We start from the raw sequence: 15603 nt of genomic DNA on the forward strand, positions 1-15603 counted from the left end.
ATGGCCGTTGAGAAGATGTCCCTCGCGAAGGCGCTCAACGATTCGTTGCGCAAGGCTCTCGAGACCGACCCCAAGGTCCTCATCATGGGTGAGGACGTCGGCAAGCTCGGCGGGGTCTTCCGCATCACGGACGGGCTCCAGAAGGACTTCGGCGAGGGCCGGGTCATCGACACCCCGCTCGCCGAGTCCGGCATCGTCGGTACGGCGATCGGCCTGGCCCTGCGCGGTTACCGCCCGATCGTCGAGATCCAGTTCGACGGCTTCGTCTTCCCCGCGTACGACCAGATCGTCACGCAGCTCGCGAAGATGCACGCCCGCGCGCTCGGCAAGATCAAGATGCCGGTCGTCATCCGCATTCCGTACGGCGGCGGCATCGGTGCAGTCGAGCACCACAGCGAGTCGCCCGAAGCGCTGTTCGCGCACGTGGCGGGCCTGAAGGTCGTCTCGCCGTCCAACCCGGCCGACGCCTACTGGATGATGCAGCAGGCCGTCCAGAGCGACGACCCGGTCATCTTCTTCGAGCCCAAGCGGCGTTACTGGGACAAGGGGGAGCTCGACACCGAGTCCATCCCCGGCCCCCTCCACAAGGCCGCCGTGGCCCGTGAGGGTTCCGATCTCACGCTCGTCGCGTACGGCCCGATGGTGAAGGTCTGCCTGGAGGCTGCGGCAGCGGCGCAGGAGGAGGGCACGTCGGTCGAGGTCCTGGACCTGCGGTCGATGTCCCCGATCGACTTCGACACCGTGCAGGCCTCGGTCGAGAAGACCGGCCGGCTCGTGGTGGTCCACGAGGCGCCGGTGTTCTACGGCTCCGGGGCGGAGATCGCGGCCCGGATCACCGAGCGCTGCTTCTACCATCTCGAAGCGCCGGTGCTGCGGGTCGGCGGCTATCACGCCCCCTACCCGCCGGCCCGGCTCGAGGACGAGTACCTGCCGGGCCTCGACCGGGTGCTCGACGCCGTCGACCGCTCGTTGGCGTACTGAGGAGAGGGTTCGTGACGACGATGACCGAAACGTCTGCTCGTTTCCGTGAGTTCAAGATGCCCGACGTGGGCGAAGGACTGACCGAGGCGGAAATCCTCAAGTGGTTCGTCCAGCCCGGCGACACCGTCACCGACGGCCAGGTCGTGTGCGAGGTCGAGACGGCCAAGGCCGCGGTCGAGCTGCCGATCCCGTACGACGGGGTGGTGCACGAGCTGCGCTTCCCCGAGGGCACGACCGTCGACGTCGGTGAGGTGATCATCGCGGTGGACGTGGCGCCCGGCAGCGGTGACGCCCCGGCGGCTCCCGCAGCGGTGCGGGAGCCCGTGCGGGAGCCCGAGCCGGAAGCGCCCAAGGGCCGGCAGCCGGTGCTCGTCGGCTACGGCGTGGCCGTGACCTCCACCAAGCGCCGCGCCCGCAAGGGTGCCGAGATCCCGGGTCCGGCCGCCGCCGCGATCCAGGCCGAGATCAACGGCCAGGGAGCGGTGGTCCCGGAGAGCCGTCCGCTCGCCAAGCCGCCGGTGCGCAAGCTCGCGAAGGACCTGGGTATCGACCTCGCGACGATCACCCCCACCGGCGAGGGCGGCATCATCACCCGTGAGGACGTCCACGCGGCGGCCGCACCGGCCGCCGCCGATGTACCCGCGCCGCCGTCCGCACCCGCACCCGCCGCCGTCCAGGCTCCGGCCGTGCCGGTGGCGGCCCCGGGCGCCCGGGAGACGCGCATCCCGGTCAAGGGCGTACGCAAGGCCATCGCGCAGGCCATGGTCGGCAGCGCCTTCACCGCGCCGCACGTCACCGAGTTCGTGACCGTCGACGTGACGCGCACGATGAAGCTCGTGGCGGAGCTCAAGGAGGACAAGGACATGGCGGGGGTCCGGGTCAACCCGCTCCTGATCATCGCCAAGGCGCTCCTGGTGGCGATCAAGCGCAACCCGGAGATCAACGCCGCCTGGGACGAGGCCGGCCAGGAGATCGTGCAGAAGCACTACGTCAACCTGGGCATCGCCGCCGCCACCCCGCGCGGTCTGATCGTGCCGAACATCAAGGACGCGCACGACAAGACCCTGCCCCAGCTGGGCGAGGCACTGGGCGAGCTGGTCTCCACGGCACGTGAGGGCAAGACCTCCCCCGCGGCCATGGCGGGCGGCACGGTGACCATCACGAACGTCGGCGTCTTCGGCGTCGACACGGGTACGCCGATCCTCAACCCGGGCGAGTCCGCGATCCTCGCGGTCGGGACGATCAAGCTCCAGCCCTGGGTCCACAAGGGCAAGGTGAAGCCGCGCCAGGTGACCACCCTGGCGCTCTCCTTCGACCACCGGCTGGTCGACGGCGAGCTCGGCTCCAAGGTCCTCGCGGACGTCGCGGCGATCCTGGAACAGCCGAAGCGGCTGATCACCTGGGCGTAGTCGCCCCTGCGGTACGTGTATGAGGTGGGCTCGCGCGAAGTGTGCGCGGGCCCACCGCCATGCCTGGCCCTCGTAGGGAGAGTTCGGCGAACACGGTCTTCCCGACGGTGCGTGGCTCGACACCCCACCGGTCGGCGAGTCGGGCGACGATCAGCAGCCCGCGCCCGTAACAGTCGTCGGCACCCGCCTCACGTAGCCCGGGCAGCCGCTCGCCGCGCGGATCGCTGACCTCGATGCGGAGGACGGCGGAGGTGAGGGTGAGGTGCACCCGGAAGAGCCGGCCGCGCATGCAACCGTGCAGCAACGCGTTGGTCGCCAACTCACTGACCAGGAGCTCGGCTTCTTCGGCGTGGTGGGGCTGCCCCCACTCCGCGACGAGGCGCGCTGCCCGTCGACGGCACAGGGAGATGCTACGGGCGGTGGGCGTGTAGTCGAGGCGGTCTTCGTGAAGTACGGAGTCGGGGCCGGGGTCCTCTCGGGCTGCGGTCATGGGCGCGTGCCTCCGGTGGATGCGGGCGGTGGCTGTGCCGGTACCTGCGCAGGGCAGGGCGGTGCACTTCCGCCGAGCGGTTCCGCTGCGTGAGCGAATGTGCGCTGAACGTAGCGATCCTGAGGTTTGAGTGCAAGTGAAACGGAGACAAGTGTCCCCAATGGGGGACGGTGGGTCGACGATGCGGCCCGCGAGGCGGGACACTGGACGCGTGAATCGAGCGACTCGGCAAGGTAATCGGTCGTCAACTGTCCTGGCGCGCAGGCTCGGTAGCGAGCTGCTGCGTCTGCGGGACGCCTCCGGGAAGACGCAACAGCAGGCGGCCCAGGTCATCAGCGCGACCAACTCGAAGATCGTCAAGATGGAGCGGGGCTGGGTCCCGATGAGGGACCCGGACATCCGCACCCTGTGCGAGTTCTACGGCGTCGGGGACCTGAAGCTCGTCAACGGGTTGCTGGAGGTGGCCCGGCTGGATCGGGAGCGCCGGAAGGCGAAGGGCTGGTGGAACCAGTATCCGGAGCTACGCTCGCTGGTCGAGTACGTCGCGCTCGAAGACATCGCGACGGCGGTCAGGACCTGGCAGGGAGCTTTCGTTCCGGGTCTGCTCCAGACGCCCGACTACGCGCGGGCGCTGGCGGTCGGCAACGCGGACTGGGACGACCCGGATGAGATCGAGCGCTTCGTGGAGGCGAAGATCGCCCGGCAGGCGCGCCTCTCGGACAGCACTCCACTCGCGCTGTGGGCGATCGTGGGCGAGGGCGCCCTGCGGCAACTGGTCGGTGGTCGCGAGGTGATGCGTGCGCAACTGGAACATCTGGCGGAGGCCGCCGGCAAGCCACATGTCACCGTGCAGGTTGTCCCCTTCCTCGCCGGGTCGCACCCTGGCATGACCAGCGCGTTCAGCGTCGTGTCGTTTGCGGAACCTGGCGCGATGGACGTGGTCTACATGGACACCACTTCGTCTACGCTGTGGCTGGAGAGTGAGACGGACGCCGCCCGTCACAACGTCACGTTCAGCCGTATCGCCCGATGCGGACTCGCTCCCCGCGATTCCATTGCCTTGATAGGGCGTATTCGCAAGGAGTTGTAGCCGTGCGTCACTTCGAGTTCGTCAAGTCCAGCTACAGCAGCGGCAACGGCGAATGCGTCGAAGTGGCCCGCGACCTCCCCCGTGCCGTCGCCGTCCGTGACTCCAAGCAGTCCGACGGAGGCTTCCTCGTCCTCACCCCTGCCGCCTGGGGCAGCTTCATAGCGGACCTGCGCCGGTACCCGTAGCCGGGGCAGCCGTAGGAACGACAGAGGGGCCCTGCCCACGCGTCGCGCGAACAGGGCCCCACGTGCGAACCACGGCGCTACTTCTTGAAGCCGTAGTCCAGGAGCTTCTTCGCGTCGGCGGTCCGGGTGGTCGCGGACGTCGAGGTGAGGACGGTCCCGATGACCGTCTTGCCGTTACGGGTGGCGGCGAAGACCAGGCAGTACTTGGCCGAGGGGCCCGAGCCCGTCTTCACGCCGATCATGCCGGTGTAGCTGCCCAGCATGGCGTTGCTGTTGGACCACGACATGTAGCGGTAGCCGCCGGACTTGGTCGTGACCTTCTGCTTCGTCGACTTCGTCTTCACGATCGCGCGGAACGTGCTGTTCTTCATCGCGCTGCCGGCGATCTTCGTCAGGTCGCGCGGCGTGGAGTAGTTCGAGCCGCTGCCGATGCCGTCGAACGAATCGAAGTGGGTGTTCTTCAGGCCGAGGCTCGTCGCGGAGGCGTTCATCTTGCCGATGAAGGACTTCACCCGGGCCGCGCGCGTGGTGCCGGAGCCGAACTTGTCGGCGAGCGCGTACGCGGCGTCGCAGCCCGACGGCAGCATCAGGCCGTACAGGAGCTGACGGACCGTGACCTTGTCGCCGACGATCAGCCGGGCCGACGAAGCGGTGTTGTTGACGATGTAGTCGCTGTACGCCTTCTGGATCGTGACCTTGGAATCAAGGTTCAGGTTCTTCTGCGCCAGGACCACCTTGGCGGTCATGATCTTCGTCGTGGAGCCGGTGGGGCGGCGGGTGTCCGCAGTCTTCCCGTACAGCGTCTTCGCCGTGCCGCTGTTCATCACGAAGCCGCCCTTGGCGGTGATCGTGGGCGTCGGCGGTGCCGCCGCCTGAGCCGTGGAGGCGAACGCGCTGCCCGCGAGGACGGCACCCGCGGTGAGAGCCACGGTGGCGGCGGCACTGGCGCGGTTTATGTTCTTGAGGCCGATTTTCAAGTCGAATTCTCCAAATACACCTGAAATGCGGCTACATGGGGCGCCGCTCGATGGTGAGACTCGCGAGGCGATCGATTGGATGCCCCCTCGAACGGGTGATTGTCACCCGCCAGGGTGCCCTGTCGGAAGTCGGGTCGGGAGCCGGGGGCAGGAGCCGGGGGCAGGAGCTGGGTCGGGAGCCGGGTCGGACGCCCGGTCGGACGTCCGGCCGGGCGTCCGGATCGCGGACGGGGAGGCGGACGCACCCATCTTGTATCTATGCTGTGTGCATGCCTGCCGCACCCGCCGCCTCACCGGCCGCCCGCAAGGCGGATCCCAAGCCTCCGCCCGCAGCCGAGCGCGTCTACACCCACATCAAGGAAGCGGTCCTCGACCGCCGCTACGAGGGCGGGACCTTCCTCACCGAAGGCGACCTGGCCGAGGCCGTCGGCGTATCCCGGACCCCGGTGCGGGAAGCGCTGCTGCGCCTCGAGGTCGAAGGGCTGATCAAGCTCTACCCGAAGAAGGGTGCGCTGGTGCTCGCGGTCTCCGCGCAGGAGATCTCCGACGTGGTGGAGACCCGGCTGCTGGTGGAGGAGTTCGCCGCGCGTAAGGCCGTGCCCGCACCGGCACAGCTGATCGCCCGGCTCGAACAGCTTCTGGAGGAGCAGCGGGAGCTCGCCGAGGCGGGCGATCTGGCCGCGGTGTCCGTGAAGGACCGCTGCTTCCACGCCGAGATCGTGAAGAACGCGGGCAACGAGATCCTCTCCCGCCTCTACGACCAGCTCCGCGACCGGCAGTTGCGGATGGGCGTCGCCGTGATGGAGGCGCACCCCGGCAGGATCGCCGCCAACATCACCGAGCACGGTGAGCTGCTGGACGCCATCAGGGCCGGTGACGCCGAAGGCGCCGCGCAGGTCGTGCGGCGCCACGTCAGCCGGGTCAAGGTGCTGGTCCGGGGTGAGGACCGATGAGTTCCGCCACCCCCACCCTGTCCCTGCCCGGGGACCCGCCCGGCGGACGGCGTGCCGTGTGGGTCTGGGGCATCGGTGTCGCCGTCTACTTCGTCGCGATCATCTTCCGTACGAGCCTGGGTGTCGCCGGACTCGACGCCGCCGACCGCTTCGACGTCAACGCCTCGGCCCTGTCGACGTTCTCCATCCTTCAACTGCTCGTCTACGCCGGTATGCAGATACCGGTGGGCCTCATGGTGGACCGCCTGGGCACCAAGAAGGTCCTCACCATCGGGGTGGTGCTCTTCACGCTGGGGCAGCTGGGCTTCGCGCTCTCCCCCTCGTACGGCATGGCGCTCGCCTCCCGCGCGCTGCTCGGCTGCGGTGACGCGATGACGTTCATCAGCGTGCTGCGGCTCGGTGCCCGGTGGTTCCCCGCCCGGCGCGGACCGTTGATCGGACAGGTGACCGGGCTCTTCGGGATGGCGGGCAACCTCGTCTCGACCCTCTTCATCGCCCGCGCCCTGCACGGGTTCGGCTGGACCACGACCTTCGTCGGCAGCTCGCTGGCCGGTGTAGTGGTGCTGGTCCTGCTGCTGCTCTTCCTCAAGGACCACCCCGAGGGTCACGAGCCACCGCCGGCCGAGCACGCCGGAGCGGCGTACGTGCGGAAGCAGATCGCCGCTTCCTGGCGGGAGCCGGGCACCCGCCTGGGCATGTGGGTGCACTTCACCACGCAGTTCCCCGCGATGGTGTTCCTGCTGCTGTGGGGCATGCCGTTCCTGGTCGAGGCGCAGGGGCTGAGCAGGGGCACGGCAGGCGAGCTGCTGACGCTGGTGGTGCTCTCCAACATGGTGGTGGGGCTCGTCTACGGCCAGATCATCGCCCGCCACCACGCGGCGCGTGCCCCGCTGGCCCTGGGCACGGTCGCGATGACCGCGCTGCTCTGGGCGGCCACGATCTTCTACCCCGGCGATCACGCGCCGATGTGGCTGCTGATCACCCTGTGTGCGGTGCTCGGCTCCTGCGGTCCGGCCTCGATGATCGGCTTCGACTTCGGCCGTCCGGCGAATCCGCCGGAACGTCAGGGCACGGCGTCCGGCATCGTCAACATGGGCGGTTTCGTCGCCTCGATGACGACGCTTTTCGCGGTCGGTGTCCTGCTGGACGCGACCGGGGACAACTACCGCATCGCGTTCGCCTCGGTCTTCGTCCTGGAGGTGCTCGGCGTCGTGCAGATCCTGCGGCTGCACGCCGGAGCCACGCACCGGGAACGCGACCACCACGTCGTCAGCCGGGTCGAGGCCGTGCACGTGCCCGCCTGACAGCGTCCCCGGCGGCGCGCCCGTCCCGGTTCGTCCACGGGAGGGCGCCGCCGGTCGCAGCGCAAGGGGCCTACGAGAGTACCGGGCCTACGGGGTCACGGCGAAGTGGCGGAGGATCTCGGCCGCCAGGTCCTGGTCGCCCTCGATCTTGACCAGGTCCTCCACGGCCTGGGCCCGGACCCGGCCGCAGGCCAGCCGGTAGTACGTCTCCCAGTCCATCGCCAGGGTCGCCGCGGGGCCCAGTGACGGGGCGCCGTCGACCGATCCGCGTCCCTCACCGTCGACCCTGACCGTGCGCAGGAACTCCAGAGGGCCGTGCACGTCGAAGACCACGGCCGAATTGGGCGGCGCGCCCGCGTCCTTGGCGACCACCTTCGCCAGTCCGACCAGCAGTGTGTCCCGGACGATCTGGGCGCCGGGGGAATCCAGATTGCCGGGCTGCCCCAGCGCCGTGCGCAGATCCTGCTCGTGCACCCAGACGTCGAAGGCCCGCATGTGCAGTGCCAGTTCCAGCGTCTGCTCGGCGCCCAGCGGCGCCCGCACCATGGTCTCGGGGGCCCGCGACTCGTTGCGCAGCTGACGCATGCGCCGGATGAGCGTGTACTCCAGCTCCGAGGTCATCTCCGGTGCCGTGTGGTGGCGCCGTACGTCGACCTGCATCTCCATGTAGCGCTGGTGGTCGTTCTGCACGTGGTAGAGGTCGCGCGGCAGGGTGTGGATCGGGCGGGGATCGCCGAGCTGCTCGCACTCCATGCCGATGACGTGCGAGACGATGTCGCGCACCGACCAGGCCGGGCAGGGCGTCCGGCGGTTCCACTCTCCCTCGACGAGCGGCTTGACCAGCTCGGATATCGACTCCACGGAGTGGATCCAGGCATCGGCATAGGTCTGGAGGCTGGGATGGACGGTCACGGGACCCCTCGTGCGGTTCTGCGGTGCATGGGCTGGAGAGCAGGGAGTGCCGGACGGGATGGCCGGCACCGACGGTGCTGTCTGCGGTCTGCGTGGAGGTTCGCTCGCTAAGTTACGCTGCGAGCAGGCACCCCGGCAGTGCTTTCGTGTGACGATCGTAGGCCCGCGTTGACGGCTTCCATGCCAGGACGGTGGTAGTGTGCTCGCCTCCCTCATCCAGATCGCAGTAAACCCGGATGAAACCGTCAATTCCCGTAGAGCGCGCGTCGCTTCACTGGTTGCGGCCCAGCGGGGTGCGGACCTGGTCGTCCTTCCTGAGCTCTGGCCGGTCGGTGCCTTCGCCTACACCGCGTTCGCCGACGAGGCAGAGCCGCTGCAGGGGCCCACGCACGACATCATGGCGAAGGCGGCGGCCGAGGCCGGGGTCTGGCTGCACGCCGGGTCCTTCGTCGAGCGCGCCGGGGACGGCACCCTCTACAACACCTCGCTGGTGTTCTCGCCCGAGGGTGAGCGGGCAGCGGCCTACCGCAAGATCCACCGCTTCGGCTTCGACAAGGGTGAGGCGGTGCTGATGGGGGCCGGCGAGGAGCTCGTCACCGTCGCCCTCCCGGAGACCACGCTCGGCCTCGCCACCTGCTACGACCTGCGCTTCCCCGAGCAGTTCCGGGGGCTCGTCGACGCGGGCGCCGAGACCCTGGTCGTCGCGGCCGGCTGGCCGGAGCGCCGCCGCTCGCACTGGACGCTGCTGGCGCAGGCCCGCGCCGTCGAGAACCAGGCGTACGTCCTGGCGGTCGGTTCGGCGGGCACCCATGAGGGGGTCGAGCAGGCCGGGCACAGCATCGTGGTCGACCCCTGGGGCGAGGTGCTCGCCGAGGCCGGGGCGGCCGAGGAGGTGCTGACCGTGGAGTTCGACCCGACGAGGGTCGCCACCACCCGGGAGCAGTTCCCGGCCCTCAAGGACCGCCGTCTGGGTCTGGCCCGGCGTCGCCTGGCCTGATCCGTACGGACACACACGTCCGATGGCTCGGTTTCACGTGAAACCGAGCCATCGCTCTGTGTCTTCCGGCCGTCAGCCCTCGCCGTGGTCTTCGGGCGTCAGCCCTCGCCGTGCTCCTTGTCGTGTTCCTTGTCCGCAAGGACGATCACGCACACCGCCACCGCGACGAGCAGGGGCACATCGGCGTCCTCCCGCACGATGTCGACGCCGTAGGTGTCGCGGACGGTCAGCCAGCGCCGGGAGATCTGGGCGAGCAGCTCACCGTCGTAGTCGATGGCGAACTCGCGGTCCAGGATCTTGCCGCTGACGTCCAGCTCGGTGCCTTCCACCAGGACCACCCGGTAGTGGTTGCGCAGGAGCGAGAGTCGCTTCCGCTTGACCTTGGCGAGCTCCTCGCCGTCCCGCTCGATGATCATCGTGTCGCGCAGGCTGATCAGCTTCTGGCGGATCTCCACCAGCACCCGGCCGTTCGTGTCCTTCAGCTCGAAGGTGTCACGGAGCCGCATGGCCTTGCCGTCGACGAGGAAGAGCTTCCGCCCGTCCGCGTCCTCGATCCAGTAGTCGTCGCCGACGCCGAACAGTCGCTCACGTACGAGAAGTCTCATGGATCACAGGTTCCCCGACGCCTCACCGGAATGCGGGCAGGCCACGGTGCTGTTGACTGTTGTCATGACAGCACGTGCACGTGTCCGCGCCCCCGAACTGATCGGCAAGGGCGGCTGGCTCAATACAGGCGACCGGCAGTACACCCTTGCTGACCTGCGGGGACGCATTGTCATCCTGGATTTCTGGACCTTCTGCTGTGTGAACTGTCTGCATGTGCTCGATGAGCTGCGTGAGCTGGAGGAGAAGCACCGCGACACGGTGGTGATCATCGGTGTCCACTCCCCGAAGTTCGTGCACGAGGCCGAGCACCAGGCCGTGGTCGACGCCGTCGAGCGGTACGAGGTGCACCACCCCGTCCTCGACGACCCGGAGCTCGCCACCTGGAAGCAGTACGCGGTCAGGGCCTGGCCCACGCTCGTCGTCGTGGACCCCGAGGGGTATGTCGTGGCCCAGCACGCGGGTGAAGGGCACGCGCACGCCATCGAGAAGCTGGTCGAGGAGCTGGAGGCCGAGCACGCCGAGAAGGGCACGCTGCGCCGCGGCGACGGCCCGTACGTCGCTCCGGAGCCGGTCGCCACACACCTGCGTTTCCCCGGCAAGGCGCTCGCGCTCCCCGACGGCGGACTCCTGGTCTCCGACACCACCCGCCACCGTCTGGTCGAGCTCGACGCCGACGGGGAGACCGTGCGCGGGCACTTCGGGAGCGGCGAGCGTGGGCTCGCGGACGGCGGCCGGACCGAGGCGCGGTTCAGCGAACCGCAGGGCCTCGCACTCCTGCCGGACGGCCGGATCGCTGTCGCGGACACGGTCAACCACGCGATCAGGGCCCTGGACCTCGCGACGGGCGTGACGACCACGCTCGCCGGGACGGGCCGTCAGTGGTGGCAGGGCTCCGCCACCAGTGGCCCGGCCACGGAGGTGGACCTGTCCTCACCGTGGGACATCGCCTGGTTCGACGACCGGCTGTGGATCGCCATGGCCGGAGTGCACCAGCTGTGGACCTACGACCCCGAGCAGGGCACGGTGCGGGTCGCCGCCGGTACGACGAACGAGGGTCTCGTCGACGGCCCCGGCGCCGAGGCGTGGTTCGCGCAGCCGTCCGGCCTGGCCGCGGCCGGGGACCGGCTCTGGGTCGCCGACCCCGAGACCTCCGCGCTGCGTTACGTGGACCTGGAGGGCGCCGTCCACACGGCCGTGGGCACCGGCCTCTTCGACTTCGGCCACCGCGACGGCCCCGCCGGACAGGCGCTCTTCCAGCACCCGCTGGGCGTCACGGCCCTGCCGGACGGCTCCGTCGCCGTCAGCGACACCTACAACCACGCGCTCCGCCGCTTCGACCCGGAGACCGGCGAGGTCACGACGCTGGCCACGGATCTACGGGAGCCGAGCGACGCGGTGCTCGTGGACGGCGACCTGGTCGTCGTCGAGTCCGCGCGGCACCGGCTGACCCGGCTGCGGCTGCCCGAGGAAGCCGTGCGCGTCGCGGACCGCGCCCACCGCACCCAGCGGGCGGCCACCGAGGTCGCCGCCGGCACCCTGCGGCTGGACGTGGTCTTCCAGGCGCCCGCCGGTCAGAAGCTGGACACCCGGTACGGTCCCTCCACCCGGCTGCTGGTCTCCTCGACCCCGCCGGAGCTCCTGGCCGAGGGGTCGGGCCCCGGTACGGATCTGAGCCGTGACCTGGTCCTGGCGGACGGGTTCACCGAGGGCGTCCTGCACGTGTCCGCGATGGCGGCGTCCTGCGACGACGACCCGGCGAACGAGTACCCCGCCTGCCATGTGCACCAGCAGGACTGGGGCGTCCCGGTGAGCGTCACCGCAACCGGGACGTCCAGGCTCCCGCTGGTGCTGGCCGGGATGGACGAGCAGGGCTGACGGCTGACGACGCCGCCCGCGACGGCGCGCGGTCTGTCACCGGTAGCGGCGCTCGTCCTCCGGGACGACCGTGGTGGTGGGCGGCACGACCATACGGCGGCGACGCGCGATGCTCACGTAGACGAAGACTCCGATGAGACCGACGAGCATCATGATCCAGCCGACCAGGTCGACGTTGACGGTATCCATCTCCCAGTCCGTGGCGAACGCCAGTATCGCCCCGGCACCCATCAGGAGAATGCAGCCTCCGAGTCCCATGGTTTCCGCCTCCTCGACGGCCCGGTGACTCCGGGCCGGTGTACCGATCGCGTACCCGGCCCGGCAACCATCATGTCCCGGTGGCGCGTCGAGGAGTCGGAGGGGTCAGCCGGCCAGGAACGCCGCCAGGGCGTTCGCCAGCAGGTAGGGGTCGTCGGCGCCGCACAGTTCGCGGGCGCTGTGCATCGACAGGATCGCGACGCCGATGTCGACGGTCTGGATGCCGTGACGGGCGGCGGTGATCGGACCGATGGTCGTGCCGCAGGGCATCGCGTTGTTGGAGACGAACGTCTGCCACGGCACGCCCGCCTTCTCGCACGCCGCCGCGAACACGGCACGGCCGCTGCCGTCCGTCGCGTACCGCATGTTGACGTTGACCTTGAGGATCGGGCCGCCGTTGGCCACCGGGTGGTGCGTCGGGTCGTGCCGCTCGGCGTAGTTGGGGTGGATCGCGTGACCGGTGTCGGAGGAGAGACAGATGGTCCCCGCGAACGCCCGGGCCCGGTCCTCGTACGAACCGCCGCGGGCGAACACGGTGCGCTCCAGGACCGTGCCGAGCAGCGGGCCGTCCGCGCCGGTGTCGGACTGGGAGCCGTTCTCCTCGTGGTCGAAGGCGGCGAGCACCGGGATGTACGGGAGCTCGTCGTCCGGCCGCCCGGCCACGGCGGCGAGCGCGGCCGTCGCGGCGTGGACGGAGAGCAGGTTGTCCATGCGCGGCCCGGCGAGCAGCTCACGGTCCCGGCCCAGGTAGGCCGGCGGCTCGACGGCGTGCGGCATCAGGTCCCACCCGATGACGTCGGCGGCGTCGACGCCCGCCTCCTCGGCGACGAAGCGGATGAGGTCGCCCTCCTCGACCTCGCCGAGCCCCCAGATCGGCTGCATGTGCTTCTGGCGGTCGAGCTTGAGCCCGTCGGTGTTGGCGGACCGGTCCAGGTGCACGGCCAGCTGCGGCACGCGCAGCAGCGGACGGTCGATGTTGACGAGCCGGTGGGTTCCGTCGCGCAGCGAGATCCGCCCGGCGAGGCCGAGGTCGCGGTCGAGCCAGGTGTTGAGGAGCGTCCCGCCGTAGATCTCGACGGCGATCTGGCGCCAGCCGTACGCACCCGTGTCGGGCAGCGGCTTGACCCGCAGGTTGGGGGAGTCGGTGTGTGCCCCCGCGATCCGGAACGGGGTGTGGGCGGTGGCCCCCTCCGGCACGTACCAGGCCACGATCGCCCCGCCGCGCAGAACGTACTTCCCACCCGTGGTGGCGTCCCATTCCGCGGTCTCCTCGACCTCCTGGAAACCTGCCTCCGCCAGCCGGGCCGCGGCGGAGGCCACGGCGTGGTAGGGGGAGGGGGAGGCCATCAGAAAGGTCATCAGGTCGTCGGTGTGACCGCGGTCGAAGCGGGCGGGAGATGTGCTCATGAGCCACACCCTACGACTTGCCCCACCGCCCGGACTCGTCACCGTCGCAGTGCCTCCACCGGCTGGATCCGGGCAGCTGTGACGTTTCTCCGGACCGGGACGACGCGAGGGCCCGCGTCCCCGGAAAGCCGGGGACGCGGGCCCTCGTGGAGCCGGTCGGGCAGGTGTCAGAACGCGGCCTCGTCCAGCTCCATCAGCGAGTTGTCGACGGCCTCGGCCAGCGCGCGCTCACCGGAGACGCCCGGCAGGATGTTCGCGGCGAAGAACTTCGCCGCGGCGATCTTGCCCTGGTAGAAGGGGGCGTCCTTGGCGGAGGCGGTGCGCAGCTTCTCGGAGGCCACGACCGCGCCCTTGAGCAGCAGGTAGCCGACGACGACATCACCGGAGGCCATCAGGAGGCGGGTGGTGTTGAGGCCGACCTTGTAGATGTTCTTGACGTCCTCGCCGGTCGCGGTGAGGTCGGTGATCATCGTGCCGACGATCGCCTCCAGGTCCACCGCGGCCTTGGCGAGGTTGTCCAGCGAGCCGGACAGCTCCTCGTTGCCGTGGGCGTCCGCGAGGAACTTCTTGATCTCCTCGGAGAGGGCGTTGAGCGAGGCGCCCTGGTCGCGGACGATCTTCCGGAAGAAGAAGTCCTGACCCTGGATCGCCGTCGTGCCCTCGTACAGGGTGTCGATCTTGGCGTCACGGATGTACTGCTCGACCGGGTACTCCTGGAGGTAACCGGAGCCGCCGAAGGTCTGGAGCGACTGCGCGAGCTGCTCGTAGGACTTCTCGGAGCCGTAGCCCTTCACGATCGGGAGCAGCAGGTCGTTGAGGCCGTTGAGCGCCTTGGAGTCCTCGCCCGCGGCCTCCTGGGCCTGGATCGCGTCCTGGACGGAGGCGGTGTACAGCACCAGGGAGCGCATGCCCTCGGCGTACGCCTTCTGCGTCATGAGGGAGCGGCGCACGTCGGGGTGGTGCGTGATGGTGACCTTGGGGGCCGTCTTGTCCATGAACTGCGACAGGTCCGTGCCCTGGACGCGCTCCTTGGCGTACTCGAGCGCGTTGAGGTAGCCCGCCGACAGGGCGGCGATGGCCTTCGTGCCGACCATCATGCGGGCGAACTCGATGATGCGGAACATCTGACGGATGCCGTCGTGCTTGTCGCCGATCAGCCAGCCCTTGGCGGGGTGCTGGTCACCGAAGGTCATCTCGCAGGTGTTCGACGCCTTGAGGCCCATCTTGTGCTCGACGTTCGTCGCGTACACGCCGTTGCGCTCGCCGAGCTCGCCGGTGGTCCAGTCGAAGTGGAACTTCGGGACCAGGAAGAGGGAGAGACCCTTGGTGCCCGGGCCGGCGCCCTCGGGGCGTGCCAGCACGTAGTGGAGGATGTTCTCGGACATGTCGTGCTCGCCCGAGGTGATGAAGCGCTTCACACCCTCGATGTGCCAGGAGCCGTCCTCCTGCTCGACCGCCTTCGTGCGGCCTGCGCCGACGTCCGAACCGGCGTCCGGCTCGGTCAGCACCATCGTCGAGCCCCACTGCTTCTCGACGGCGATCTCGGCGACCTTCTTCTGCGCCTCGTTGCCCTCGTCGAAGAGGATGCCGGCGAACGCGGGGCCGGAGGAGTACATCCAGACCGCCGGGTTGGAGCCGAGCAGAAGCTCCGCGTAACCCCAGATCAGGGAGCGGGGGGAGGTCGTGCCGCCGATCTCCTCGGGCAGGCCCAGGCGCCAGTACTCGGAGTCCATGAAGGCCTGGTAGGACTTCTTGAAGGAGGCCGGGACGGGCGCGGTGTTCGTCTCGGGGTCGAAGACCGGCGGGTTGCGGTCGGCGTCGGCGTACGAATCGGCGAGCTCGTTCTCCGCGAGGCGGGTGACCTCGTCCAGGATGCTCTTCGCGGTGTCGACGTCCATCTCCGCGAAGGGACCGGTGCCGTACACCTTGTCGCGCCCGAGGACCTCGAAGAGGTTGAACTCGATGTCGCGGAGATTCGACTTGTAGTGCCCCATGGGAAGGCTCCGTAATCAATAGCAGTGGCGCGCAGCGCCCCGTGGAGGAGTGAGGTTCGGGCGGCGGACGGCCTGGCGTGGGTATATCACCTGACCCCCACGATGATGCTACCCGTCAGTAATAAGACGCAACCCCTCAAGGTGCAGATGTGTCCGATTACTCTT

15 protein-coding genes are annotated in these 15603 nt (G+C 69.4%); 8 read left to right on the forward strand and 7 right to left on the reverse strand.

Annotated elements, in window-relative coordinates; translation table 11 throughout:
• Positions 1–981 (forward strand): alpha-ketoacid dehydrogenase subunit beta, encoded by a 981-nt coding sequence (locus tag ACFYQ5_RS00870; protein ID WP_389191131.1) that lies wholly within the window; start codon positions 1–3, stop codon positions 979–981.
• Positions 982–992: 11 nt separating this feature from the next.
• Positions 993–2390, forward strand: coding sequence for a dihydrolipoamide acetyltransferase family protein (locus ACFYQ5_RS00875; RefSeq protein ID WP_389191134.1), 1398 nt, complete (start codon positions 993–995; stop codon positions 2388–2390).
• Here ACFYQ5_RS00875 and ACFYQ5_RS00880 read toward each other — a convergent pair.
• Entirely contained in the window at positions 2377–2880 is a 504-nt protein-coding gene (locus ACFYQ5_RS00880; RefSeq protein ID WP_389191137.1) for an ATP-binding protein, read from the reverse strand. The two genes, ACFYQ5_RS00875 and ACFYQ5_RS00880, sit on opposite strands and share 14 nt — an antisense overlap.
• Positions 2881–3091: 211 nt before the next feature.
• Here ACFYQ5_RS00880 and ACFYQ5_RS00885 point away from each other — a divergent pair, with 211 nt between their 5' ends.
• Entirely contained in the window at positions 3092–3970 is an 879-nt protein-coding gene (locus ACFYQ5_RS00885) for a helix-turn-helix domain-containing protein (protein WP_389191139.1), read from the forward strand.
• 2 nt (positions 3971–3972) lie between these two features.
• Positions 3973–4155: a DUF397 domain-containing protein gene (locus tag ACFYQ5_RS00890; protein WP_389191141.1), complete on the forward strand. Its 183-nt coding sequence runs from the start codon at positions 3973–3975 to the stop codon at positions 4153–4155.
• A gap of 77 nt (positions 4156–4232) precedes the next feature.
• Here ACFYQ5_RS00890 and ACFYQ5_RS00895 read toward each other — a convergent pair whose 3' ends face one another.
• A complete protein-coding gene (locus tag ACFYQ5_RS00895; RefSeq protein WP_389191144.1) occupies positions 4233–5132 on the reverse strand; it encodes a D-alanyl-D-alanine carboxypeptidase family protein in 900 nt (299 codons plus the stop codon).
• Positions 5133–5401: 269 nt separating this feature from the next.
• On the opposite strand from ACFYQ5_RS00895, the gene ACFYQ5_RS00900 reads away from it, so the two are divergent.
• Positions 5402–6085, forward strand: a complete 684-nt coding sequence (locus tag ACFYQ5_RS00900; RefSeq protein ID WP_389191147.1) for a GntR family transcriptional regulator — start codon at positions 5402–5404, stop codon at positions 6083–6085.
• Positions 6082–7389: a nitrate/nitrite transporter gene (locus ACFYQ5_RS00905; protein WP_389191150.1), complete on the forward strand. Its 1308-nt coding sequence runs from the start codon at positions 6082–6084 to the stop codon at positions 7387–7389. The genes ACFYQ5_RS00900 and ACFYQ5_RS00905 overlap by 4 nt, the downstream gene beginning before the upstream one ends.
• Positions 7390–7476: 87 nt before the next feature.
• Here ACFYQ5_RS00905 and ACFYQ5_RS00910 read toward each other — a convergent pair whose 3' ends face one another.
• On the reverse strand, positions 7477–8301 hold the full coding sequence (locus ACFYQ5_RS00910; RefSeq protein WP_389191153.1) for a maleylpyruvate isomerase family mycothiol-dependent enzyme: 825 nt from the start codon (positions 8299–8301) through the stop codon (positions 7477–7479).
• Positions 8302–8500: 199 nt separating this feature from the next.
• Here ACFYQ5_RS00910 and ACFYQ5_RS00915 point away from each other — a divergent pair, with 199 nt between their 5' ends.
• The gene (locus ACFYQ5_RS00915; protein WP_389191156.1) at positions 8501–9298 is read left to right on the forward strand and encodes a carbon-nitrogen family hydrolase; all 798 of its coding nucleotides are present in this window, start codon (positions 8501–8503) and stop codon (positions 9296–9298) included.
• Between the two features lie 98 nt (positions 9299–9396).
• On the opposite strand, the gene ACFYQ5_RS00920 is transcribed toward ACFYQ5_RS00915, so the two are convergent.
• Positions 9397–9903 (reverse strand): LURP-one-related/scramblase family protein, encoded by a 507-nt coding sequence (locus ACFYQ5_RS00920; RefSeq protein ID WP_389191159.1) that lies wholly within the window; start codon positions 9901–9903, stop codon positions 9397–9399.
• 64 nt (positions 9904–9967) lie between these two features.
• Between ACFYQ5_RS00920 and ACFYQ5_RS00925 the strand changes: the two genes are divergently transcribed.
• Complete coding sequence (locus ACFYQ5_RS00925) at positions 9968–11779, forward strand: NHL domain-containing thioredoxin family protein (protein WP_389191162.1); 1812 nt, start codon at positions 9968–9970, stop codon at positions 11777–11779.
• 36 nt (positions 11780–11815) lie between these two features.
• Here the strand turns inward: ACFYQ5_RS00925 and ACFYQ5_RS00930 are convergent, their stop codons facing one another.
• The 3 genes from ACFYQ5_RS00930 to ACFYQ5_RS00940 form a co-directional block, all read right to left on the reverse strand.
• On the reverse strand, positions 11816–12037 hold the full coding sequence (locus tag ACFYQ5_RS00930; RefSeq protein WP_389191165.1) for a DUF6458 family protein: 222 nt from the start codon (positions 12035–12037) through the stop codon (positions 11816–11818).
• Positions 12038–12142: 105 nt separating this feature from the next.
• A complete protein-coding gene (locus ACFYQ5_RS00935; protein ID WP_389191168.1) occupies positions 12143–13444 on the reverse strand; it encodes a M18 family aminopeptidase in 1302 nt (433 codons plus the stop codon).
• Between the two features lie 167 nt (positions 13445–13611).
• On the reverse strand, positions 13612–15438 hold the full coding sequence (locus ACFYQ5_RS00940; protein WP_389191171.1) for an acyl-CoA dehydrogenase: 1827 nt from the start codon (positions 15436–15438) through the stop codon (positions 13612–13614).
• Positions 15439–15603: the final 165 nt, after the last annotated feature.

Source organism: Streptomyces sp. NPDC005794 (genome assembly GCF_042871445.1).
Lineage (GTDB): Bacteria > Actinomycetota > Actinomycetes > Streptomycetales > Streptomycetaceae > Streptomyces.